Raw genomic sequence first — 25196 nt, 5'->3', positions numbered from 1 at the left:
ATTAAGCCAACCTTGCTTAATTTAATGCCATTTGCCGGAAGGTTAAGCTAATACGCCCTTCATCGACTGTTTTGGTTTTAGTAATGCTATGCTTCCAATATTGTTGCGTAGCACCATGCATGACGATAAGCTGACCGGACTCAAGATAAAGCTCGACTTTATCTTGAGTCTTTTTATGCTTAAAGACAAACTTTCGCGTGGCACCCAGTGACAAAGAGGCAATAACTGGCTGATGACCAAGCTCTTTTTCATCGTCTGCATGATAGCCCATACCGTCATCGCCAGATGGATAGTAGTTGAGCAAACAAGAATTAAACTCAGCGTTAATACCGATTTCGGATAATTGGTGCTCAATATGATGTTTCACATGAAACACTGAATCTGTCCATGCAATGGCTTGACGCGTGTGCCCCGAGTATTGATAACTGGCATCACTGTCGCCCATCCATACTATTTGACGAGTGGTGACATGCGTCTTGCCAAATAGCGTTACGATATCAGGCTGCCAAGGTAGCGTCGTTAATAAGGCATAATATAAGGCACTTGGGTAATCAATAACGACGCCTAAATCATTTACCTTGCCATCATAAGGCAGTAAATTATCAGTCGGCGCAGGCGCAAAAAGGTCAGTCATAACTCATATCTCACATCTCACATCGCTCAGCTTATTTAGCGCTCTTATAATGTTCATTGATAATCTGCGCACACAATTCAGGCGCTTCCATCGGTAATAGATGGCCGTAGTCTGGCAAGGAGATAACGCTGCCATCAGGGACAAATTTCTGCCATTGTTTGCGTACTTTATCATTGATAAATAAGGTCGGTTTGCCCGTGATTAGGGTATAAGGACAGCTAAGTTTTTTTAATGCGGCATCGATATGGGGCGCACCAAAATAATTGGCAAGCTCTTGCTCGGGGGCGAACATCAAGCTATAGCTGCTATCATCGTTAGCAGACAAGCTTCGCTCAGCAAATACCTTTAGATGCTCATCACTGATACGTTTATAAGCCCGTTGCGTGCGTAAACTCTCATAGTAATCATCGATACTTGCCCAAGTAGATTGCTTGGTAAGCGTACTTTTAAAGGGTTCACGGCTTAGCAAAAATTGACGTGGCAGCAAGTTATAAAGTGTCGCTTGCTTTTTAGTAAAGGTGACAGGCTCGATAAGGTATAGCTGTGAGAATAGGTCAGGGCGTTTGGCCGCTGCTATGGCGGTGGCAGTCGCCCCTTGTGAATGCCCTATACCAACGATAGGCGCGTCTTGGGTTTTCTCTAAAAACTCAATCAGTATATCGGCATCTTGCTCACGGGTCAGACGCGGCGCTTGCGGTTTGTCATACCAATAACCACGTAGCGCAAGCGCCGATAAATCAAAATCCGTTGCTAACTCATTTAATAAAGGTGCATAAGTACCAACGGTGAAACTATTGCCGCCATAAAAATGGGCAGGCTGGCGTTTAAGAGAACCCGATTCTTCTGACAAATTCAGCGGCTGCAAGTCATAATAGCGTGCTTGTTTGCCATCGATATTAATACGCTTGGTAAATGCTTCCATAAGAATAAAACTTCCTTGTGACGGTTTTTTTGACCTTTATTAACTTCTATCATTAGCTTTTATCATAGAATTCTTATTAGCTGTCTTCGCCTAAGAAGCCACCACTTTGACGCTGCCATAGACGGGCATAAACGCCATTTAATGCCAATAGCTCATCATGACTGCCTTGCTCAATGATATGCCCTTTATCCATGACGACCAGTCTATCAAGGGCGGCAATGGTAGATAGTCTATGGGCAATCGCAATAACAGTTTTGCCCGTCATGATGTCGTTTAAGCTTTCGGTGATGGCAAATTCAATCTCAGAATCAAGCGCACTGGTCGCCTCATCTAACAATAAAATCGGTGCGTTTTTAAGCATCACGCGCGAGATAGCAATGCGCTGACGTTGACCGCCAGACAGCTTAACACCGCGCTCGCCGACTTGGGTATTAAGACCAGTATTGCCCTTATCGTCATACAAGCCTTCGATAAAGTCCCATGCCTGTGCTTGCTTAGCAGCCGTAATGATTTCCTCATCGGTTGCGTCAGGACGACCATAAGCGATATTTTCACGGACGGTACGATGCAGTAAAGAGGTATCTTGGGTGACCATACCGATTTGCTGACGTAACGATTCTTGGGTAACTTCATCAATCGCTTGCCCATCGATATAGACTTTACCTTTATCAACATCAAAAAAGCGTAGCAGCAGATTGACCAAGGTTGATTTACCCGCACCAGAACGCCCAACCAAACCGATTTTCTCACCCGGTTTGATATCTAAATAAAAATTATCTAGTAGCTTGGCGTATGAAGTATTATTCGCTAAGTCGGTGTCATTGCTATTAACATCATTATTAACATCATCAAAACGTTTGCCTGATGTATTAGTATTTAAACCTGTGTCATTGTCTTCGCCCTCATAACTAAAATCAACGTGGTCAAAGACGATACGACCCTCAGTGACTTTAAGTGCGGGCGCGTTTGGTTTATCAACGATGGTTTGCGGCGCTGATAGAGTGCGCATACCGTCTTGTACCGTACCAATACTTTCAAACAAACTGGCAGTTTGCCACATAATCCAGCGCGTCAGACCGTTTAAGCGCAGAGCCATCGCTGTCGCTGCAGCAATCGCTCCAACACCGACCGCGCCTTGTTGCCATAAATATAAGCTGATACCAGCAGTCGAGCTGACCAAAACCACACTAATTAAATGGGTTGATACTTCTAAATAACTGACCCAGCGCATTTGTGCATGGACCGTGCCTAAAAACTGCCCCATGGCGTTTTTGGCATAACCAAGCTCGCGGCGTGAATGACTAAATAGCTTCACGGTCATAATATTGGCATAAGCATCGGTTATGCGTCCCGTCATTAAAGCGCGGGCATCGGCTTGTACAATCGCCGTTTGTTTCAGTTTGGGAATAAAGTACCACATCGCCAGCCACACTAAGACGAACCAAGCGATAAATGGGATTAATAACAAGCTGTCTAAATTAAATAAAATCACACCGGTGGTAATAAAGTAGACGGCGACATACATAAACATATCGGTAACTGTCATCACGGTATCACGCACCGCCAACGCCGTTTGCATCACTTTAGCCGATACGCGACCAGAAAATTCGTCTTGATAAAACTGCATCGACTGCCCAAGCATGCGCTGATGAAAACGCCAGCGCATTTGCATTGGAAAAACGCCTTGCAAGGTTTGAAAATGAATAAACGATGACAAGGCAATCCAGAGTGGGCTGACAATCATCACGGCCAACATCAATAGCAGCACATCGCCTTTTTCTGTCCACAGATTTTGCGGGGTATAAACGCCAAGCCAATCGACGATATTGCCAATCCAGGCAAATAACATGGCCTCGTAGATACCGATACCGGCAGACAAAATCATAAACAGCAATAGCCAACCGCGCAGACCTTTGGTACAGGCCCACAAAAACTTTAGCATGCCATCACTTGGGGATGGCAGCGGCATAGGCGTATCGGGAAAAGCGGGCAGACGAGTTTCAAAGAAACGAAATAGAGCATTCATAGGCAGTGATAAAGCATCAATAGCAGTACGCCAAAATAAGCACGATAAGGTGCTATCTTGAATCTTTACTTTTGTGATTAGGATTGTTTGTTATTTTAACAAACTTCGCTCCGATGGCTGCATGCTAATTGTAAGCTGCAGGGTATCGCTAATACTCAACTCTATCTTAATTATTGGCTTGGTGATTTGACTTGATGATTTTGCCGATTCTTTTCTTTATGACTGTATCTAGCATGAGCTATCCATATTAAATAGACAGTACTAAAAACTAGCAAGATAAATAGATTGCTCTGTAAGAAATATTTTGTTACATTCTATGGTTTTATTTGATTTAGCAGTTTTTTTCTAAGAACTATCTAATAGTTAAAGGTCAGTGGAAGCTTAAAAGTAAAATATTAAAGAATAAAGGCGATACTGATAGCTGTCTTAAATACCAATAATAAACACGCCATATTGTAATTTAACAAGGATGAGCTTAATGATGTATCTCATAATAGCGGTGCTCTGTAGCGTCGCTGTTTCCGTACTTTTAAAAATACTACGCCAAAAAAATATCGATATTCGCCAAACCATCGTGGCGGGATATCCCGTGGCATTTTTATTAACTTGGGTTTTATTAAAACCAGATGTCAGTAGCATCGGCGCACTTGGTAATGCATGGGGCATCATTATTGCCCTTGGGGTGTTATTGCCGGCGGTATTTATCATCCTTGGGCGTGCGATTGAATCGGTCGGTATGGTCGCAACCGATGCTGCTCAGCGTTTATCGCTTATTATTCCTATTGTTGCCGCTTTTTTATTATTTGGCGAAGTACTGACAGGTACGCGCATACTGGGGCTAGCGTTAGGGTTTTTAGCACTTGCTGCTTTGGTCTATCGCCCGCAGCATGGGCTTATAAATACCCAAGCAAAGCAGACGCCGCTGTGGCTGTTTGGCGTTTGGTTAGGCTACGGCGTTATTGATATCTTATTTAAACAAGTTGCCAAGCAAGGCGCGGCTTTTCCTTTAACCTTATTTGTGACATTTGGGCTGGCGGGATTACTGCTACTCGTTTACCTGCTTGTCACCCGCGTCCGCTGGCAGGGTAATGCTCTTAGCGCAGGATTATTACTTGGGGCGCTAAATATGGGCAATATCTATGCTTATGTCCGTGCCCATCAAGTATTGTCTGAGTCGCCAAGCATCGTCTTTACGGGTATGAACGTCGGTGTGATTGCGGTGGCAACGTTGATAGGCGTCGGTGTGTTTAAAGAGCAGCTTAATCGTATCAATATCGTCGGTTTATTATTGGCAATTTGCTGTGTGGTAGTATTGTTTTTGGCTTAACTTCGCCGCTTGTAAGTGAGCAAAATTTTAACTTATCAACGATAGGCACGCGCGATGTCCTATGTTAAGGTTATTTATAGTCAAGCTCACGTTAGCTGCGGGCTGATTGATTTATTATAATAATGTTTGACCCTTATTAATTAGGATAGGATATCTACTCAATGGAATACGAAAAACAATTACAGCGTATCAAAAATGGTTCAGGTTTTATCGCCGCGCTTGATCAAAGCGGGGGCAGTACGCCAAAAGCGCTAGAGAATTACGGCGTCGGTGGCGATGCTTATGACAACGATGAAGCCATGTTTGACCTAGTACATGAGATGCGCGCCCGTATTATGACTTGTGATGCTTTTGATAATGAGCGTGTCCTTGGCGCGATTTTATTTGAAGATACCATGGAGCGCGAGGTTGATGGCAAGCCGACGGCCAACTACCTATGGGAAGATAAAAATATCGTGCCTTTTTTAAAGGTGGATAAGGGGTTGGCTGAGCACATGGATGGCGTGCAAGTGATGCGCCCGATGCCCAATTTAAACTCGTTATTAGATAAGGCAAAAAATTATCCGGTATTTGGCACTAAGATGCGTTCAGTCATTTATGAGCCAAGTGTCGATGGGATTGAGCTAGTCGTGCAGCAGCAGTTTGATGTGGCAAAGCAGATTATCTCCAAAGGTTTGATGCCTATTGTTGAGCCTGAAGTAGATATCAACAGTAGCAAAAAACATGATTGCGAAATCATCCTTAAAACCAGTATTTTGCATAATCTTGAGCGCTTAAACGACGGTCATCAAGTGATGCTAAAACTGACATTGCCAGAAGAAGAGGGTTTTTATCAAGAGTTGGTTGACCATCCAAAAGTACTAAAAGTGGTGGCATTGTCTGGTGGTTATAGTCGTCATGATGCCTGCGAAAAATTGAAACAAAACCCCGGTATGATTGCCAGTTTCTCACGTGCCTTTACCGAAGGTTTAAGCAAGCCACAAAGTGACGAAGAGTTTGCTAGTACTATCAATGCTTCTATTGAAGAGATTTACGAGGCGTCAAAGATTTAGCTTAATCTTCTACAAGACAGGGTATGTTTAAAATAAAAAAGCGCTACCAATGAGTAGCGCTTTTTTTATAAGTTAAAGGTTAATGCTAAGTGGTTACACTTCTTTATATAGCTGACGACCTTCTTTATGATATTTTTCGCTCATTTCTGCCATGCCTTTATGAATCTCATCGAGGCTGGCTTCGCCAACTTGTCCAACCAGCTCAGTATCCACTTCTTTGATGACATGACCTGCATTAGTTAAATCGCCCGTTTGTGGGGTGACTTGTTTATTAGCGGCGTCTTTATCCAGTCCTGCTGCATATTCACGCACGTTTTGGGTGATTTTCATTGAGCAAAATTTTGGACCGCACATCGAGCAAAAGTGCGCCGATTTATGGGCGTCTTTTGGCAAGGTTTCGTCGTGATATTCACGGGCGGTATCAGGGTCAAGGGCAAGATTAAACTGATCATCCCAGCGGAACTCAAAACGGGCTTTGGACAAAGCATTATCACGCGCCTGTGCACCCGGATGACCTTTAGCAAGGTCGGCAGCATGAGCGGCAATTTTATAGGTGATGATACCGTCTTTGACATCCTTTTTATTAGGCAAACCTAAATGCTCTTTTGGCGTCACATAGCAAAGCATTGCCGTACCAAACCAACCAATCATCGCGGCACCAATAGCACTAGTGATATGGTCATAACCGGGAGCAATGTCAGTCGTCAAAGGCCCTAAGGTATAAAAGGGGGCGTCAGCACATAGCTCAAGCTGCAAGTCCATATTTTCTTTAATACGGTTCATCGCCACATGTCCAGGACCTTCAATCATTACCTGTACATCGTGTTTCCAAGCGACTTTGGTTAGCTCGCCAAGGGTACGCAGCTCGCCAAATTGCGCTTCGTCATTGGCGTCTTGCAAACAACCTGGACGTAGACCATCGCCTAAGCTAAACGCTACGTCATACTGCTTCATAATCTCGCAGATATCTTCAAAGTGGGTGTATAAAAAGCTTTCTTTATGGTGGGCAAGGCACCACTGCGCCATGATAGAGCCGCCACGCGAGACAATACCAGTCAAGCGTCCAGCCGTTAGCGGTACATAACGTAGCAGCACGCCGGCGTGAATAGTGAAATAATCGACGCCTTGTTCCGCTTGTTCGATAAGCGTGTCGCGGAATATCTCCCATGTCAGGTCTTCTGCAACGCCGTCAACTTTCTCTAACGCTTGATAAATCGGCACGGTACCAATAGGCACTGGCGAGTTACGAATTAACCATTCACGGGTCTCGTGAATATGATTACCCGTCGATAAATCCATGATGGTATCTGCGCCCCAACGCGTTGCCCACGTCATTTTTGACACTTCTTCATCGATAGAAGAACCCAGCGCTGAGTTACCAATATTGGCATTAATTTTGACCAAAAAATTGCGTCCAATAATCATCGGCTCGGATTCAGGGTGATTGATGTTATTTGGAATAATTGCGCGACCAGCAGCCACTTCATCACGGACAAATTCAGGGGTGATAATAGTTGGTGTATTGGCACCGAAGCTCTCGCCATCGTGTTGGCGCATGTCGGTCAGTTCGTGCTGCTTTTGCGTTTCACGAATGGCGATATATTCCATTTCAGGCGTAATAATGCCGCGACGAGCATAATACATTTGCGTGACGTTACCAGCTTTGCCATTGACATCTTTAGCACGGCGGGGCTTATCAATATGAGCAAATCTTAAGTTAGCGGTACTGATATCGCGGGCACGCGCTTGTCCGTATGAGCTTGATAAACCATCTAACTGTTCGGTATCACCGCGCTCAGCTATCCAACCTTCACGCAATTTAGGCAAACCTTTGGTCAAGTCGATATCGACATTGGGATCGGTATAAACACCTGAGGTGTCATAGACATAAAATGGAGGGTTGTGCTCGCCTTCATTAGCGCCAGCGCCGCCAACAGGGGTATCTGCTAAGCTAATCTCACGCATCGGTACTTGGATATCGGGTCTTGAACCTTCGATATAGACTTTTCTAGAAGCGGGTAATACACGGTGTAAGTCGCGAGCGTCTTCTTCGAAACGCGCATCTTTTTGGTTGCGATGGGCAGGCGTTTTTAGGGCGTCGGCTTTTTTATCGACAGTTTTAGTAACAGGGGTCGAAGGAGTTTGGGCTGTTTGTAAATCTGAAGTAGTCATATGCTGTCCTAGCGTGTTGGTTTTTGAATAAAAGCAACACCGCCAGTAGCTGCGGGGCAAGACTATGTAAGACAGACAAATCCAATAATCAAACACGTGCACTATGATTAAATTCAACTTTCATTGGAACTCAATCTAATGCCGTTTTTTAGATAATCGATAGGCGCAGCTTTTTATTAATTGCCATACAGCAGCGTAAAAACGCTGTCAGACATGAGATATCGGCAATAATAAAAAGGCATTTCTGCGCGCCCTTTGTTCATATATAACATAGGCTTAAGACTTCCCTGCGTCGGTACTAACCGCATCAGGTTCGGCGGGTGATCTCTCAGCGAATGTATTAAAAAGCTTAGAAAGTAAGCTTGTCATACACCGCACCCCGAGTCTGTCAGTGTTGTAAATCAGTCTCATACTAACAAACTATAAGGGTGCTGCCTAGTCATTTGCCGTTTGTTAGTTGAGAGGCAGTTTCGATATTTTTAATTTAATAACTGTCTTTTAATCAATGACAGTTTTTTTTGCTTAATAACAACCATCATGCGCATTATTTTTCTGGTGTCCAGCCCTGCGCACGCTCATAGTCTTCGTTATCTAAGAACTTCTCACGTTGCTCAGTTAAGAACTTTTTGGCTGCAGGGTCTAGCATACTGAGATGGTTTTCGTTAATCAGCATGGTTTGCTGTTCAAGCCACTCTTTCCATGCTTTGTCCGAGACAGTTTCTTGCAGCTCTTGACCTTTTTTATTAGGAAAAGGCGGATGCGGCATTTTTAGTAATTCTTGCTTATATTTGCGGCAAAAAACGGTATTGGCTTGTGGATTAAAAGTCTCAGTCATAAAGCAATCCTTATTAGTTAATGGTATTAAATCATTAAGTGCAATATTGATATTGACCTATGATAACGGTCTTCGATGATTTAGCCAAGGATATCAGGTGTAGAGAAGGTAACAGCCCATATAGTTACTGATGTTCATAAAACCATATCTATAAAACTATCTGCATAAAAATACCCGCGATTGCTGCGGGTATTTTTATGCATGGGCTAATACTGTAATTAAACCTTGTATGGCGCTACTAGTTTTACGCAAATACTTTTAAGCGCGCCCGACCATTAACGACAGCTTGTTTAACCTGATTTGGCGCGGTACCACCTAAATGGTCACGAGCGGCTAATGAGCCTTCTAGCGTTAGATACTCAAAAACATCATCGCCAATCGCATCGCTAAATTGCTGTAGCTGCGCTAAAGACAAGTCGCTTAAATCAACGCCCTCTTTAATACCCAAAGCAACGGCATTACCGACCACTTCATGGGCATCACGGAAAGCCACACCATTACGTACCAAGTAATCAGCCAAATCGGTGGCTGTTGCATAGCCTTTCATGGTGGCAGCGCGCATATTTTCTTTATTTGGTGTGATGTTCGGTAGCATATCAGCAAATGCTAATAGCGAACCCGTTAAGGTGTCAACGCAATCAAATAGCGGCTCTTTGTCTTCTTGGTTGTCTTTATTATAAGCAAGCGGCTGACTTTTCATCAGGCTTAATAATGTCATCAATTGCCCAAAGACGCGCGCTGCTTTACCGCGCACCAGTTCTGGTACGTCAGGGTTTTTCTTTTGCGGCATGATAGATGAGCCAGTACAGAAGCGATCAGGGATTTGCACAAAGTTAAATTGCGCTGACATCCATAGGATAATCTCTTCGCTCATACGTGACATATGCATCATCAAGATAGAAGCCGCTGAGGTAAACTCAATAGCAAAATCACGGTCTGAGACGGCATCGAGTGAGTTTTGGCAAATACCTTCAAAACCCAGTAATTTGGCAGTGATGGTGCGATCAATTGGAAAAGTCGTACCAGCAAGGGCGGCACTACCAAGCGGCATCTGATTGATACGGCGGCGCGCATCGACAAGACGCTCTGTATCGCGGTATAACATCTCAAACCATGCCATCACGTGATGACCGAAGCTGACGGGCTGCGCGGTTTGCAGATGGGTAAAACCTGGCATGATGGTATCGGTATGCTGCTCCGCCAAATCTAACAAGCCGCTTTGCAAACGTACCAATAGTGCAATGATATTGTCAGTTTCTTCACGCAACCACAGACGAATATCGGTCGCAACCTGATCGTTACGGCTACGGCCAGTATGCAATTTTTTCCCTACCGCGCCGACAATATCAGTCAAACGTGATTCGACGTTCATGTGCACGTCTTCAAGCGCGATAGACCAGTTAAACTCGCCAGCTTCAATCTCGCGTAACACTTGCTGTAGACCATCGATAATGGTCGCAACGTCGTCAGCGCTTAAAATGCCACACTCTTTAAGCATGGTGGCATGCGCAATTGAGCCTTGAATATCGTGGCGGGCAAAGCGTTGGTCAAAGCCGACAGAAGCGGTAAAGGCGGCGACAAAGCTGTCCGTCGCTTCACTAAAGCGACCGCCCCACATCTGCTGACCCTGACTACTGGTAGGGCTTTGCGCTGCGGCAGTATTTGTTAGAGAAGCTTCTGTGCTAGAATCAGAAACAGCTGAATTTTTATTTGAATCGGGATTATTACTATTTGAAGAATTGGCGTTCATATCGGTACAAGACAAGTCAAGAGAATAAGAACTCAAGTATAGCAAATGATGAGGTTGCCTTACTAGCGGAGCGCTTAGAGTTTTTTATGCCCAAGCTCATGGAAATCATGAAGGCTTGGCAGTGGCTGCTGGCAATCTTTTTCTGGTCGCTGTTTGTAGCGATAGTCGATCGCCATAGTGTGGCCAACCAATCCCAATTTATCATCAAATTTATCGCAAGGTTTATCCAAACCAGCTTAACCTTGATACCTTCTTTTTATTTAATTGATTATCTGCGCCCTATATTAAAGCGTTTAAGCGTATCAATAGCCAGCATGTATGTCTTGCTTATCTTAACGAGCGCCACAGCAGTGACCATGATGTTGGTCCTGCTGATTATGATAAATTTTGGTTGGTTTGATTATAGTATTCGCGTCTTTGTCTCAACGGTTGTATTTAATACCGTTATTACCGCCGGTTTTACTATTGCCACTTTGCTGGTTTTTTTACGGCGCTACCGTGAGCTGAATGCGCTGAAGCAATCATTTGAGCAAAAATTGAGCGCCCAAAACGATATATTAAAAGCTCGCTTGGCGCCGCATTTCTTTTTTAACACCATTAATACCTTGATGTCGCTGATTGAAACTAACCCAACCCGCGCCGCTTACTTATTGCAGCACGTTTCAGCGTTATTTCGTGCCAGTTTTAATGGTGCGCGTGAGATTAGCTTTGAGGAAGAGATTGCCCTTTGTGAGCATTATTTAGCCATCGAATCTATCCGACTGGAGGACAAACTGGCAGTAAACTGGCGGCTACCTGACGAAGATGTGATGTATGACATGGTTATCACTGCTTTGACTTTACAAAGCGTGATTGAAAAAATGCTGCTCAATGTGGTTGAGATGACCACTGATACCATTTATATCGGTATTAAAGTCAGTTGGCTGCAGCATCGCGTTGAGATTACCATTAGCGTGCAGTTGCCTAAAAAAACCTTGATGATTAACCATGACTTACGCCAGCATATGGATTTTTATATTCAGGCGGAACGTCTGCGAGCTTATTTTGGCGACAGCGCTGAGATCCAAAGCCGCGTGACGAGTAAACAAATTATTACTATTATTCATTACCCGCTACAAGATGTCAGTTTATAATCTTTGCTTTTGAAAGCGCTTTCTTTGGTTGGTCATAATAAACCAGCAATCGTAGGCGGATAGCGTGGCATATTTATTGCACTGTTTATCATATTGTTGATGATTATTATCAGTTTTTAAACTCACCAGTTTTTAAAATCAACAGTGCTTAACGCTTACCAATGCTTAAATATGACTACTGCTTAAATACTAGCAGTGCTTAAATGCTAAAAATGGCGTTGAAACGCTCAAGCGCTATTGGTGGCTTGCAGAAATGGGACGGTTGGTTTATAACTGAAGTAGGGTGCATTGCCTTTGCTAAAAGGCATATGGTATTTTTTGCTAAGTGGTGAGCTTTAAATGATGATAAATCCTAATAAATGCTGATATATGATAAATACTATTAAAGATTGTTAAGTCTGCACTTATAAAGGAGTTTGCATGCGGATCGTTGTTTGTGATGATGAGCCATTAGCCCGTGAACGTTTGGTTAGGATTGTCCAAGAATCGGGTCATGAGGTGGTTGCCCAAGCAAAGACGGGCATCGAGGCTATTATTGCCGTAAAATCTCAGCAGCCGGACATCATACTGCTCGATATTCGCATGCCTGAGATGGATGGGGTTGAGTGTGCCCAAGAGCTTGCGAAGCTGAACCATCCACCCGCCATCATCTTTGTAACGGCTTACGACCATTATGCGATTGCAGCGTTAAAAGCCAATGCCATCGGTTATTTATTAAAGCCAGCCAATAAAGATGAGCTACTAGAAGCACTGCATAAAGCCACCAATCTCAATGCCGCGCAATTAAATGAGATTCGCAAACTCGAAAACCCAACTGCCCGTCCAGTGCGTGAACATATCGCAGCGCGTACCCACCGCGGGGTTGAGCTGATTGAGCTCAAAGATATCTACTACTTTACTGCCGATCAAAAATACGTCAAAGTACGCCATAAAGAAGGCGTTGTCCTCATTGATGACACCCTAAAAGAGCTTGAGCAAGAATTTGAAGGCAGGCTTTTTCGCGTGCATCGTAACGCGATTATCAATATCAAATATCTAGATTTTTTAGAAGCCTTAGATGCAGGACAGTTTCAACTGCATTTTAAAGGGATTGATGAGACGCTAGCAGTCAGTCGTCGCCATCTACCGGCACTCCGTGAAAAGATTCAAAGCATGTAGTGATAAGGGCTTCATGCTGTTGACATAATCATGCCATATCATCAAACCCTTATTTATGCTTAAATAGGGGTATTTTTTTGCATCATTCTGCTTTATATATCGTTTGTAGCGCCCGTTTTGGGTGCCAAATTTGCATTATTGTTGCGCACTGACATTCTAGTATCGAACTTATTGAGGCCTTTTATGAGCACCATGCAGCCACCTGCTTTGACTACCTTAAATATCGCCACCCGCCAAAGCCCATTGGCATTATGGCAAGCTGAGCATATCCGTGACCGCCTACTGGCGCTATATCCTGAGCTGACGATTAACCTGCTAAAGATTGTCACTAAAGGGGATAAGATTTTAGATACGCCGCTGGCGAAAATTGGCGGTAAGGGTTTGTTCGTTAAAGAGCTTGAGCAAGCGTTGTATGACAAGCAGGCTGATATTGCGGTGCATTCTTTAAAAGACGTACCGATGGAATTGCCAGAAGGCTTGACGCTGGGTGTCTATTGTAAACGTGCCTCGCCAACTGACGCCTTTGTTTCTAACACTTATCATAGTATCGATGAGTTGCCACAAGGTGCGGTAGTCGGTACTGCAAGCTTACGTCGCCAATGCCAAATCAAGGCTTATCGTCCTGATTTGCAAATTAAGACCCTGCGCGGCAACGTCGGTACGCGCTTAGGGAAGCTTGATGCGGGCGAGTATGACGCCATTATTTTGGCCACCAGTGGTTTGCAGCGTATTGAACTTGATGAGCGGATTCGCAGTGAGCTGGATATTGATATTTGTTTGCCAGCGGTTGGACAAGGTGCGCTAGCGATTGAATGCCGCGAAGGCGATGACGAGGTTCTAAAATTACTAGCACCGTTAAATGATGATAAAGCTCGTATCCGCCTCATCGCTGAGCGCGCGCTAAATCGCCATTTACAAGGTGGCTGCCAAGTACCGATTGCGGCTTATGCAGTCTTACAAATGGCTGATGCAGACGACGATAGCAGTAGCAAAAACGATAGCCAAAACGGCAATAATGATGCCGGCGATACATTGTGGCTACGTGGCCGCGTCGGTCAAGAGGACGGTAGCGAGCTGCTCAAAGCTGATAAACGTCTGACTTTAAGCGGTAGCCAAGCTGAACAAGAAGCGCAAGCCAATCAGCTAGGTATTGACGTCGCTGAAATGCTACTAGCTATTGGTGCTGGCGATATTTTATCCGCCATTTATAATCCTAAATAGCATCTATATTTAATAATGTTTAACTATTATTGTCACCTCAATCATAGCGCTATCTTTACTTAGATGGCTCTATGATTAAGCGTCCTTTCTTCCTAAGCCTTTTGTCACGGTATGTTTATGTCTTGGTCATCACCGAAGTCCACTGATTCAAATCAACCTACTGATAAGCCAGCATTGCTGCCGCAAGTCATCATCAATACGCGTCCAGTTGAGCGTGCCACACCGCTGACCGAACATTTACAAGCGGCAGGGATGTTGGTAATTGATATGCCGATGTTGACCTTAGAGGCGCGTCTAACTACCGAGCAGGATATGGGGTTGATGCGCCAATGGTTTGCAGGTGACTATCAAGCACTCGTTATCGTTAGCCCGACTGCCGCAGCTTCAGGGCTGTCTATTTGGCAAGCACTTGAGCATGAACGCCATGCTCAAAAATCTAGCGAAAATGCTAGTCAGCAAAAAGAGACAGGGTTTATAGGTTTAAAAGCGCCAAGTCATCTGATAGCGGTTGGAGAAGCCACCGCAGCGGTGTTAAATGATGCAAAGTTGGCTGCATCAAGCTACCAAGTATTGCAGCCTCTCATTGCCAATAATGAAGGTATGCTAGCCATGCCTGAAATTGACAGCCTTCAAGCTGGCGATAAGCTCTTGGTATGGCGCGGTCTTGGTGGGCGACGCTTATTGGTCGATACCTTACAGGCGCGCGGCGTCCATATCGATAGCATCGCTTGGTATGAGCGCAAAATGCCTGCCGATGCTATGACGCAGTATGAGCAATGGCAAACGCAGTTTCTCGCGCAGCAGTCTTTGCAGCAAGCAACAGCAGTAGCGCCGCAAAAGCCCATCGTGATTGTCAGTAGTGGCACGGCTTTTGAGCATTGGGAAGCGATTGTTAAGGCAGTTGCCGCAAAAGCTTCAGAGTCAAATAAAGACAAAATAGCCAATCCACCACTAAAGCTTAATAATTTTGCTTACGTGGTATTAGGTGAGCGCTTAGCCAATATGGTCGCGCGTCAGCAGTTAAGCTATTGGCGGGTGGAAGATTTGGCGCCGACTACTATTCTTGCGGCAATCCATTCGCCAATAGTGGATCCAATGTAAGTAAGAAAACAGAGTAAGCAAGAACACAGACTTTTCTTAATCTACTTATTTTATATTTGCTTAAAAATTATCAATCACTAACGGTGCTGCCTTATGTCCATGAATTCTGAATCGTTATCTCAGGAACCTTCTGCTATTCAGCAGCGCCGGCAAGCAAATATGTTTTTGGTGCGCCTGCAATGGTTAATGATTTTATTGCTTATCGCCGCTTTATTCTGGCTTTATATCAGTCAGCAGCGTTTTGAGCATAATGTCAATGAGCGTTTGCAAAGCAATGAGCAAGTCGTCAGTCGCCTCAATGAGATGGATGATCGCATCTTTGCGATGAGTCAGCAAACCTTGCCAGCACCGCGTACCGCCGCCAGTAGCCAAGCCCAAAACCAGCTCGATTTATTACGTATTCAAATACAAGCGGCTGATAGATTATTGGCAGACAATAACGAAAGTGCGGCGATTGAATTATTACGTGGCCTGCATTGGCAGCTGTCCCAAAGCAGTAATGAGATTGCCCCAGCGCTGACCGTGGTGATTAAACAAAGCTTGGCAAAGGATATCGAGCGCCTGCAGGCAAGAAGCTCACAGCCGAGTTCGTGGCAGCTACAAAATATAGCCATTCAAAATATCCAAGAGTTTTTGCACAGCTACGAGCGTGAACATCCTGCTAATGCCAGCGACTTGACTCAAAATCTAGATAATAATATGAGCTTAACGCGCCGCCAGCTCATGATTCACGAAGTGATTATGACATTGAATCTCGCTACCCAAGCCAGCAATATGCGTGAAAAAGAGCAGCTGGTCGGTTATCTGCGTCAAGCGCGCAAGCAGCTACAAACCCTAGTACCACAGACACCAACGCCAAAAACAATATCTACTAATAATAAAACCTCTTCAACAGCGAATAGTACAGCCTCTACTAAAGATAAAAATAAGGTACAAACCAAATCATCTCCTAATGACATTACCGAGGTTATAGACTGGCTAGATCGATTGATTGCCAATGCGCCAAAATCTACGCCACTATTAACCAAGCAAATTTTGGATAAGCCTAAACGTTAATGGTGGTTTTTAAAACTCTATAAGATAAAAACAAGAGAAAGGCAGTGATGAATAGTTTTGAGAAAAATACAGCTTTAAGTAATGAAAGTTTAGGTAATGCCCGTCCTGACGAGTTGGCGCACTATCCAATTATTCATCATCAGCCGATACATTGGGGTGAGATGGATGCCTTTAACCATCTAAATAACGTAGTGTTTTATCGTTATGCAGAGTCAGCACGGATTGTCTATTTGCAGGCGCTTGGCATGTTTGATGGCAGCATGGTCACGGTATTGGCGCAATCAAGTTGCCAATATCTACGCCCTGTCACTTATCCCGATACCTTATTATTAGGCGTGCGTTGTCAGCGTTTGGGTAATACCAGCATAGTAATCGAGTATAGCTATTATAGCTGCGCTCAAAAGGTGATTGTTGCAACCGCTGATGCGGTGATTGTCCGTTTAGACAGTGATGGCAAGGATAAATTGCCGTGGACCAACGAGGAGCGTGAGCGCTTAGTGGCATTAGAAGCAAGCGTTGGTCATACGCCCGAGCTTTAAAAAATTTAAAAAGTCGGCTTATTTAGTAGTTTATAAATGCTACTAAAATGATAGCGATAAAATAAACCTCCTTAATAAAAAACTCATAAAAAAGGCACGCTAAATGATTAGCGTGCCTTTTTTGTTCTATTTCTACTGCTAGCTTTTACTGTTGGTCTTTATTTTTGCTTAGGTGCGTGAACAAAATCAACGACGTTCAACTCAAACCCTGACAAGGCATAAAACTTCATCGGTGATGACAGTAAGCGCATATCACGAACCCCTAAATGGCGTAAAATCTGTGCGCCAACTCCAATGCTGCGATACGGTTGCTGCGCAATGGTTGAGATTGATTGATTTTCAGCGGCTTTATCAAGCGCCTCTCCTAAATCAATCGGCTGATGGTTGCCAATCCAAACCAGCACGCCGCGTTCTGACTCTTGTATTTCTTCTAGTGCTGAGCGCACACTCCAGCCGCTACGACCAGTGGTGTCATTTTTAGCGGCAAATAAGTCGCGTAAAGGATGGAAACCATGGACACGAACGGTACTGACGCCTTCGCTCACATCGCCTTTTACCAAGGCTAAATGAGTTTCGTCAGCGCCAAATTCGCGGAAACGATGTAAGGTAAAGGTACCGTATTCGGTCTCAAACGGATGTGATTCAATTTCTTCGACCGTTTGCTCATTGGCAATACGATAGTTAATTAAATCTGCAATCGTACCGATTTTAATACCATGCTCTTTGGCAAATATCTCAAGGTCATCACGGCGCGCCATCGTCCCATCATCATTGATGATTTCAACGATGACCGCTGCTGGCTCCAGACCTGCTAGGCGCGCCAAATCACAACCGGCTTCGGTATGACCGGCACGATGAAGGACACCGCCATTTTGAGCCATGATTGGGAAAATATGCCCAGGCTGGACGATATCTTCTGGTTTTGCTGAAGAAGACACCGCTGCTTGAATGGTGCGCGCACGGTCAGCGGCAGAAATACCTGTCGTTACGCCTTCAGCGGCTTCAATAGACACGGTAAAGTTGGTGCTAAATTTTGCCTCGTTGCGGTCTGACATCAGTGGCAGTGCCAACTGTTGGCAGCGTGCTTCTGATAAGGTCAAACAAACCAAACCGCGCGCATGGGTAATCATAAAGTTAATATCATCAGGGCGCACATGGGTCGCTGCCATAATGATATCGCCTTCGTTTTCGCGATCTTCGTCATCCATTAAGATGACCATTTTTCCAGCACGAATGTCTTCGATAATCTCAGGAATCGTATTTAAACTCATAGGAAGTCTCAATATTTTATTATTTATAGATAGGTTTAATTAGGGATATACATCATTATCTGCCTATTGTAGCAGTAGATTGACAAAAACACTGTTGCGGTAAAGCAAATCATGCCTTGATAAGAGCCACATAAATAGAAGCAATGTGCTATAAAAGTTTCCGATCAACTGGTTTGTATATATCATTATGAGGACATTTTAACGCTTTTCACCCCAGCGTGCTGCGTCATCTTGCCCATATGTCAGTTAATAGGTTAAAAATAATCATAAGTATTATCAATGATGCAAACGCATAGCCTTAATCGTTAGTGGCCGCTTGACTCTTCAGCCAGTCCATAAACTGCTTACTGTGTTGCTCTCGCTGATTGTCAGCAAATTCATAAAAACTTGTCCCGACTAAATTATCAGGTAAATAGCTTTGCGGATAATAGTGGTTGGGATAATCGTGTGGATAAGCGTAGCCTTGACCATAACCTTGATTGCGCATCAATTTGGTCACGCCATTACGCAAATGTAGCGGCACAGGCGAGGCGTCTTTTTCTGCCAAGGCCATCGCCGCATTGATGGCTTTATAAGTACTATTACTTTTGGCGCTGGTCGCCAAATACACCACCACTTGCCCTAAGATAATACGCGCTTCTGGCATACCGATGGATTGCACGCTACGCAAAGCGGCATCCGCGAGGAGTAGGGCATTAGGATTGGCATTACCGATATCTTCGCTCGCCAAGATGACCAAGCGCCGCGCGATAAAATCGGCAGGCTCGCCGCCAACCAACATCCGCGCCATCCAATATAGCGCCGCATCAGGGTCGGAGCCGCGTACGGATTTTATCATGGCAGAGATAATATCGTAATGCTGCTCGCCATCTTTATCGTAGCGTACGAGCGCCGTCTGGGCGACACGGGCGACCAATTCATCATCAATGACAAGCGGCGATTGCTTAGCATCCGCCGTTTGAATAGCAAGTTCTAATAAGTTCAGCGCCTTTCTAGCATCACCATGTGCCAACTGGCTTATCGTTTGTTGCGCCTGTAAATCGACGGTTAAATTTTTCAGAATGTTATCTTCTAAAAGTGCGCGCTGTAATACGGCACTGATTTGTTCAGGCGTCAGCGGCTCTAGACGATAAACTTGGCAGCGGGATAACAGCGCGTTATTAACGCTGAATGAGGGATTTTCGGTTGTTGCGCCAATTAAAGTGACGTCACCTGACTCTACTGCGCCGAGTAACGCATCTTGCTGGGCTTTATTAAAACGGTGAATCTCATCGATAAACACCACCGGTGACTCAAAGCTTAACGAATCCTTGGTATCTAACACCTCACGTAATTGCTTAACGCCGGTATTCAATGCTGATAGCGCATGAAAGGGTCGTCCAACGGCATCAGCTAACAGCATCGCAATGGTAGTTTTACCGATGCCTGCTTCGCCATGCAAAATAATCGACGGCAAATGCCCTTGCTCGACCAAGCGCCGTAACGGTGCACCCGCTGCTAACAGGTGCTCTTGACCAATAATAGCATCAAGGGTTGCAGGGCGCATACGCTGAGCAAGGGGGGTATCAGCATGAAAATTAGGGGGCATAAAGGTCTCTGTTATCAATTAAGTATTTTTAATTCTTATTAGGGTATAACTTCATTTTAAGCTTAACGCTAAAAACAATGACTCATGTCGTTCTAGCTAGGCTAACGCAGATTTACGTTAATAAAAGTCAGCTAAGTGTACAGCTTATGTCTTAAAGGCTTTATTTTTTAAGTTTTTACCCTTATTAAAGGCTTAACAGTTCTATAAAAAATAGTACTTATAAAATAGCATCTATAAATGCTCAGTTCTTGAAGATAAGGTAAGACAGTAATTATGTCGCAGTCGACTTTCAAACGCTTATTGAAGCACTCTATAGCTGCTAAAAGCTCAAAGCAACAGTCACGCCAGCTGACTGAGGGAGAGATAGCACTGGCACGCTCAGTGTTCGGTGACAGCCTTAAGCTTGATGGTGTGCAGCTTAAGACCGCGTGGTGGGTACTAAAGCATTATGCGGTGAGCCCTAATGGCAATATTTATTTCCATCCGGCCGACTGGGTTACGGATTTTAGCCAGTGTTCCTTGGGTAAGCAGAGCTGGCTTATCCATGAATTGACCCACGTTTGGCAATTGCAGCAAGGTCTTAAAGTCGTACGCGGCGCTATCATCAATCGCCGTTATGATTATGTACTTGAAGCAGGTAAGTCATTTTTTAACTATGGGATTGAACAGCAGGCACGTATGGTGCAAGACTATTTTGTCCGTCGTCATCGTGGTCATGACTGTCGAGATTTTGAAGTCTGTATTCCATTTTTAAAGGAGCAAACGCTTGATAGCGAGCATGACAGTCACCGCTCATTTAAAGTTTAATCTTTCTATTATGCTGGAATATTTATATGATGGCTTAAGTTTTCTCTTATTGTAGACAGTTAATATATAAACAAAATAAGTAGAGAGGCTAGGCAGTAGCAACAGGAATTATAATAAAAAACATGATAATAAAAAGCTCAAGACTTTATCACTCAATTGACTCAATAGTGCTTCTAGAAATATCATCATTCATGGATAGTGTTATCACGTTGGCTTTTACTCTTTCTGCTTTTAACAAGGATATGAATTCGGATGTTTAAACTTTTACCAGTAAAACCTGATATTGACACTGATACCCGTCATCGCTCTATCAATAAAACGATGATTCGCCCTTATAAAGCACCGACATTGCTTGCGGCAGCATTGACTGGCGTATTGTTAGTGAGCGGTTGTCAGCAGCAAGCAGAAGAGCCAATACCTGATAGCAGTCAAACCCAAGAGAAAACCAGCGCAGAGGACAGTCAGCCTATGCGTAAAAGCGATTCGGCTGCTGCCCGTATAGAGCAGTTCCAGCCTTTGTATCTTGCGCAAGCGAAAGGACTGCAACAGCGTTTGCAAGCAGAGTATGAATCGCTACAAGCGGCAGATGCCTCAGACAGTGGCAATGATTTGTTACCTGATAGTACAACTGCTGTATCAGTAGACAATGCTAAGCCGTCTAATACCGCTAATCCAGTTGCAAATAATACAGATTCTGAGCAAATAGCAAAACCAGCCACCACGGATTCAGCAGCAGTCGCTACGGCTAATAGTAATGGTGATTCTGGTGCTAGTAGTAACGCTGATATCGATGCTACTGCAGAGACTGATATCAATACCAGTACCGAGGTTGGCGAGCGCGATTTAACCGTGCTTAAGCGTATTAGCCTTGAGCCGCGTAAACCAGTGATGTTGACGGATGAGCAGATTATAGACAGTTATCAGCAAGCGATGGAAACCCTTTATCAGCCTGTGACCACGCCGCTTAGTGCTGAAGATGTTGATACTCTAATCAATATTGCGACTTTGGTGCCGCAGGTATTCGAACATGCAGAAATCGCCGGTAGACTGAGTGCAAAAAGTCCAGCGCTGGCGCGTTTGATTATTCAGCATCAAGTTTGGGAGCAAATAGAAGCTCAGCAAGTCATTGATATGCAGCAGATGAAAATCACCCAGCAGCAAGAGTTTGAAACGCTGATGGCGAAATTTAACGAAACCATTAAAGGCTATGATGAACAAATTGCCAAATACGAGCAAACGTTAAAAGAATTTCAGTAAAGCTTTATAAGTTTAGAGTATTAAAGCTGTTTTGCTTAATGCCTCTTATTAAAGGCAAACCATAAAAAATCCCGCTACGATAGCGGGATTTTTTATCTGTCTAATTTTTATACTTTTAAAACAAAAGACTGACTACTTGCGGTCTTCGACTTTAACGAATTCGCGTTTTGTCTCACCAGTATATAACTGACGTGGACGACCGATTTTGAACGGTGCGCTGTGCATCTCAAGCCAATGGCTAATCCAACCAGAGGTACGTGCCAATGAGAAGATAACAGTAAACATTGAGGTTGGAATACCGATGGCTTTAAGGATAATGCCAGAGTAAAAATCAACGTTTGGATACAAGTTACGCTCAACGAAGAACGGGTCTTCTAAAGCGATTTTCTCAAGTGCCATGGCAAGCTCAAGCTTAGGATCATTGATACCCAATGCGCCTAGTACTTCGTCACAAGTCTCTTTCATCACTTGTGCGCGTGGGTCAAAGTTTTTGTAAACACGGTGACCAAAGCCCATCAATTTCACTTCACGGCTTTTCACTTTTTCCATGAATGCTGGTACGTTTTCAACTGTACCAATTTCATCTAACATAGTGAGTACGGCTTCATTGGCGCCGCCATGCGATGGTCCCCAAAGGGCCGCAATACCAGCAGCGATACAAGCGTAAGGATTCGCGCCAGTAGAACCCGCTAGACGTACGGTAGACGTTGAAGCATTTTGTTCGTGATCAGCATGCAAGGTAAAGATTTTATCCATTGCACGGGTGATAACGTCATTGGTTTTGTAGTCAACATCAGCAGGCGTTGCAAACATCATGTATAAGAAGTTTTCCGCATAATTGAAATCATTACGTGGATACATGAACGGTTCGCCCTGTGAGTATTTATAACTCATGGCCGCAAGCGTTGGCATTTTAGCGATTAGACGAATAGCGGTGATTTCACGATGCTCTTCATTGCTCACATCTAGATTTTCATGATAGAAAGCTGATAAAGCACCAACGACACCAACCATAATAGCCATAGGATGGGCATCACGGCGGAAGCCTTCAAAGAATTTGCGTAATTGGTCATGAACACCGGTATGCTTACGGATTTTTTCGTAGAAATCTGCTTTTTGCTCAGCGTTTGGTAAATCACCATGAATCAGCGCATACGCCACTTCTAAGTATTCAGCATTATTTGCAAGCTCATCGATAGGATAGCCGCGATGCAACAGCTCGCCTTTACCGCCATCAATGAAGGTGATTTTTGACTCAACAGGCGCAGTTGCCATAAAACCTGGATCGTAGGTCCAGTAGCCCGCTTTTTGAAAAGCAGCAACTTCGATAACTGACGGCCCTAAAGTACCTTCAATAATAGGAAGTTCGTATTCTTCACCATTTACGGTTAGTTTGGCATTGTTGTCAGCCATAAATTGCTCTCCATTTTTTAACTTGTTAGAATAAAAATATATCGACGCACACCCTCGCGTCATCACTAATCAAACGGTAAAACAGTCAAAGGGTCAAATAAATTTAACCCATTTAAGATGCAGGCTATATTAGCAGTTATTAGCTAAGTTTTGAAAAGACTTTTAGCAGTAATGTCTGTAATAGAGGTGCTGTAGTCGTCATTAGCGACTGTAAACTTTGTATCAAAATATGTCTGCTTAGTAATTTAGCTGTAAAGCATCATGTTAATATGAAAATAATGATTATCATTAACATTATAATATTACAGTGTTTTTGCTAAGATAAGCCATTTTAATCTGTAAGGCGCTATACTATAAAACAGACAGAGTATGCGTAACCGACAAATTGGCTTAATGCGACGAATTATTTTGATTCAGCAATACTAATGAATTCATCTTACTAATAGCTAGCTTTTTGTTATTTAATCTCTAATAACCACTATTTAGGGGATAAATTTGTAATTAGCGGCCAGTCATTTTATAATTAGAGGGATTTAACTGGCACTAGCTTTGCGCAAATTGATAGGCCAACGTAATTAAGTCGCTGATAAAGCCTAGCTTTACTGCTGCTTTGTTATAATTGGACGTTCGCTTTATAGACCAGAACCCAGCTTATCGCTTAAATATTCTTGTTAACTGTTCTATTTTTAGATATCCAACAGTGAAGCTTACCTTAATAAAAAATGATAATATAGAGATGACACCCTGGCGTTATCTTTTTTTGTTGATGGCAAGCAGTAAAAATAGACTAGTTAATCGATTTATCCCATGCTGCGTGCTTACTATTATAAAACACGCAGACAGTTTGTTATTGGTAGGGATTATCTGTTCCACAAGCGAGGTTGAGCCGTCTATAGAGTCCTTATAGAAATCTATAGAAGCCTTATAGAAAAAGGTCTCATAGAAACGATATATAGAGAGCGTGTTTCCTATATAAAATCTATCTATCAAATTTAGCGCAAATAAAATAACGTCAGCTAGCCCTTCCTTACCTTATTCATCTCATGTGTTGCTCGCCGCTTATAGAAGTGTATTTGTACCAAGCGTTGATAGCAGATACAGGAGTATAACCGCAAAAAGGATGCCCGCTGTGAAAAGCAACCGACCTATTGATCTGCCCTTAAGCCAAGTGATTAGCGTTAATCGCTCACCGATTGCGATAGCTTCAATCTTGCATCGTATCTCTGGCATTATTTTATTTCTACTTATTCCTGTCATGTTATGGATATTACAGAATTCTTTGGCGTCGCCTGAGAGTTTTGAAGCCATATTTGACAATGTCCTTGTTCGCTTTTTGGCGTGGATTTTTGTCGCCGCCATCGCTTATCACTTTGTGATGGGTATCAAGCATTTATTTGCTGATATGGGTATGAATGAGGAGCTAAAATCTGGCCGTGCCGCTTCTATGATTAGCTTTGTAATTGCAGCAATCTTAATTGTCGCGTCATTTGTATGGGTGATGTTCTAATGAAAAATGATTCAGGAATCAAAAGCGCTACTGGTCTAACCGGCTCAGGTTCACGTGATTGGATTATCCAGCGTATCAGTGGTGTGGTTTTAGCCGTATACAGTGTGGTATTACTGGGCTTCTTCTTAACTCATGGCAATGTAAGCTTCGTTGAATGGTCAGAATTTATGACCAGTTTACCGATGCGTCTGTTCAGCTTATTGGCCGTTTTGGCGTTGGCTGGTCATGCTTGGGTTGGTATGTGGACGGTATTTACTGACTATATTACCACTGGCAAACTGGGCTCAAGCGCAGCAGGTCTACGTTTAGTGCTACAGTCATTAATGATTATCGCTATTTTAGTTTTCCTATTTTGGGGCATTATGATTTTTTGGGGTAACGGCTTCGGTGTTGTTGCGGTTTAACCATTAATCATAGATTTAGATAT

General features: G+C 43.7%; 21 protein-coding genes and 1 riboswitch. Of the genes, 12 read left to right on the top strand and 9 right to left on the bottom strand.

Going from position 1 to position 25196, the window contains the following annotated elements; all coding sequences use genetic code 11:
- Positions 1-16 precede the first annotated feature (16 nt).
- The 3 genes from QJS82_RS11755 to QJS82_RS11745 all read right to left on the bottom strand — a co-directional run bounded on the left by QJS82_RS11755 (position 17) and on the right by QJS82_RS11745 (position 3582).
- Positions 17-634 carry an alpha-ketoglutarate-dependent dioxygenase AlkB family protein gene (locus QJS82_RS11755; protein WP_281490609.1) on the bottom strand — a complete coding sequence of 206 codons (618 nt, stop codon included), beginning with the start codon at positions 632-634 and terminating at the stop codon, positions 17-19.
- Positions 635-665: 31 nt separating this feature from the next.
- Positions 666-1556 carry an alpha/beta fold hydrolase gene (locus tag QJS82_RS11750; RefSeq protein WP_281490608.1) on the bottom strand — a complete coding sequence of 297 codons (891 nt, stop codon included), beginning with the start codon at positions 1554-1556 and terminating at the stop codon, positions 666-668.
- 76 nt (positions 1557-1632) lie between these two features.
- Positions 1633-3582: an ABC transporter ATP-binding protein gene (locus QJS82_RS11745; protein WP_281490607.1), complete on the bottom strand. Its 1950-nt coding sequence runs from the start codon at positions 3580-3582 to the stop codon at positions 1633-1635.
- A gap of 478 nt (positions 3583-4060) precedes the next feature.
- On the opposite strand from QJS82_RS11745, the gene QJS82_RS11740 reads away from it, so the two are divergent.
- The gene (locus tag QJS82_RS11740; protein ID WP_281490606.1) at positions 4061-4909 is read left to right on the top strand and encodes an EamA/RhaT family transporter; all 849 of its coding nucleotides are present in this window, start codon (positions 4061-4063) and stop codon (positions 4907-4909) included.
- Between the two features lie 161 nt (positions 4910-5070).
- Positions 5071-5961 (top strand): fructose bisphosphate aldolase, encoded by an 891-nt coding sequence (locus QJS82_RS11735; RefSeq protein ID WP_281490605.1) that lies wholly within the window; start codon positions 5071-5073, stop codon positions 5959-5961.
- Positions 5962-6054: 93 nt separating this feature from the next.
- Here QJS82_RS11735 and thiC read toward each other — a convergent pair whose 3' ends face one another.
- The 3 genes from thiC to argH all read right to left on the bottom strand — a co-directional run bounded on the left by thiC (position 6055) and on the right by argH (position 10586).
- Positions 6055-8133 carry a phosphomethylpyrimidine synthase ThiC gene (gene thiC, locus QJS82_RS11730; protein ID WP_281490604.1) on the bottom strand — a complete coding sequence of 693 codons (2079 nt, stop codon included), beginning with the start codon at positions 8131-8133 and terminating at the stop codon, positions 6055-6057.
- A 267-nt stretch (positions 8134-8400) separates the two neighbouring features.
- A riboswitch (TPP riboswitch) is annotated at positions 8401-8525 on the bottom strand.
- Between the two features lie 152 nt (positions 8526-8677).
- Positions 8678-8968 (bottom strand): oxidative damage protection protein, encoded by a 291-nt coding sequence (locus QJS82_RS11725; protein ID WP_281490603.1) that lies wholly within the window; start codon positions 8966-8968, stop codon positions 8678-8680.
- A 244-nt stretch (positions 8969-9212) separates the two neighbouring features.
- Positions 9213-10586 (bottom strand): argininosuccinate lyase, encoded by a 1374-nt coding sequence (gene argH / locus QJS82_RS11720; RefSeq protein WP_201619108.1) that lies wholly within the window; start codon positions 10584-10586, stop codon positions 9213-9215.
- A 218-nt stretch (positions 10587-10804) separates the two neighbouring features.
- Between argH and QJS82_RS11715 the strand changes: the two genes are divergently transcribed.
- The 6 genes from QJS82_RS11715 (at position 10805) to QJS82_RS11690 (ending at position 16926) form a co-directional block, all read left to right on the top strand.
- Entirely contained in the window at positions 10805-11851 is a 1047-nt protein-coding gene (locus tag QJS82_RS11715; RefSeq protein WP_281490602.1) for a sensor histidine kinase, read from the top strand.
- Positions 11852-12271: 420 nt separating this feature from the next.
- Positions 12272-13009 carry a LytR/AlgR family response regulator transcription factor gene (locus QJS82_RS11710; RefSeq protein ID WP_183619439.1) on the top strand — a complete coding sequence of 246 codons (738 nt, stop codon included), beginning with the start codon at positions 12272-12274 and terminating at the stop codon, positions 13007-13009.
- Positions 13010-13192: 183 nt separating this feature from the next.
- On the top strand, positions 13193-14230 hold the full coding sequence (hemC, locus tag QJS82_RS11705) for a hydroxymethylbilane synthase (RefSeq protein ID WP_281490601.1): 1038 nt from the start codon (positions 13193-13195) through the stop codon (positions 14228-14230).
- Between the two features lie 117 nt (positions 14231-14347).
- Complete coding sequence (locus QJS82_RS11700) at positions 14348-15331, top strand: uroporphyrinogen-III synthase (RefSeq protein ID WP_281490600.1); 984 nt, start codon at positions 14348-14350, stop codon at positions 15329-15331.
- 93 nt (positions 15332-15424) lie between these two features.
- Positions 15425-16387, top strand: coding sequence for a hypothetical protein (locus QJS82_RS11695; RefSeq protein WP_281490599.1), 963 nt, complete (start codon positions 15425-15427; stop codon positions 16385-16387).
- A 47-nt stretch (positions 16388-16434) separates the two neighbouring features.
- Entirely contained in the window at positions 16435-16926 is a 492-nt protein-coding gene (locus tag QJS82_RS11690) for an acyl-CoA thioesterase (RefSeq protein ID WP_281491722.1), read from the top strand.
- A gap of 158 nt (positions 16927-17084) precedes the next feature.
- Here the strand turns inward: QJS82_RS11690 and ribBA are convergent, their stop codons facing one another.
- Both ribBA and QJS82_RS11680 read right to left on the bottom strand, forming a co-directional pair.
- Positions 17085-18197: a bifunctional 3,4-dihydroxy-2-butanone-4-phosphate synthase/GTP cyclohydrolase II gene (gene ribBA / locus QJS82_RS11685; protein WP_201564333.1), complete on the bottom strand. Its 1113-nt coding sequence runs from the start codon at positions 18195-18197 to the stop codon at positions 17085-17087.
- Positions 18198-18495: 298 nt separating this feature from the next.
- Complete coding sequence (locus QJS82_RS11680; RefSeq protein WP_281490598.1) at positions 18496-19785, bottom strand: replication-associated recombination protein A; 1290 nt, start codon at positions 19783-19785, stop codon at positions 18496-18498.
- 273 nt (positions 19786-20058) lie between these two features.
- Here QJS82_RS11680 and QJS82_RS11675 point away from each other — a divergent pair, with 273 nt between their 5' ends.
- Together QJS82_RS11675 and QJS82_RS11670 are read left to right on the top strand one after the other, a co-directional pair.
- A complete protein-coding gene (locus QJS82_RS11675) occupies positions 20059-20592 on the top strand; it encodes a type IV secretion protein Rhs (protein WP_201618929.1) in 534 nt (177 codons plus the stop codon).
- Between the two features lie 252 nt (positions 20593-20844).
- Positions 20845-21849, top strand: a complete 1005-nt coding sequence (locus tag QJS82_RS11670; protein WP_281490597.1) for a hypothetical protein — start codon at positions 20845-20847, stop codon at positions 21847-21849.
- A gap of 132 nt (positions 21850-21981) precedes the next feature.
- Here the strand turns inward: QJS82_RS11670 and gltA are convergent, their stop codons facing one another.
- On the bottom strand, positions 21982-23262 hold the full coding sequence (gene gltA, locus QJS82_RS11665) for a citrate synthase (RefSeq protein WP_201564339.1): 1281 nt from the start codon (positions 23260-23262) through the stop codon (positions 21982-21984).
- Positions 23263-24382: 1120 nt separating this feature from the next.
- Here gltA and sdhC point away from each other — a divergent pair.
- The gene (sdhC, locus tag QJS82_RS11660; protein WP_191691306.1) at positions 24383-24769 is read left to right on the top strand and encodes a succinate dehydrogenase, cytochrome b556 subunit; all 387 of its coding nucleotides are present in this window, start codon (positions 24383-24385) and stop codon (positions 24767-24769) included.
- 17 nt (positions 24770-24786) lie between these two features.
- Complete coding sequence (sdhD, locus tag QJS82_RS11655) at positions 24787-25173, top strand: succinate dehydrogenase, hydrophobic membrane anchor protein (RefSeq protein ID WP_227670405.1); 387 nt, start codon at positions 24787-24789, stop codon at positions 25171-25173.
- Positions 25174-25196: the final 23 nt, after the last annotated feature.

Source organism: Psychrobacter maritimus (assembly GCF_029953575.1).
Lineage (GTDB): Bacteria > Pseudomonadota > Gammaproteobacteria > Pseudomonadales > Moraxellaceae > Psychrobacter > Psychrobacter maritimus.
Note: the sequence above shows the minus strand (reverse complement) of the source record. Positions and strands in the feature narration are given on the sequence as shown.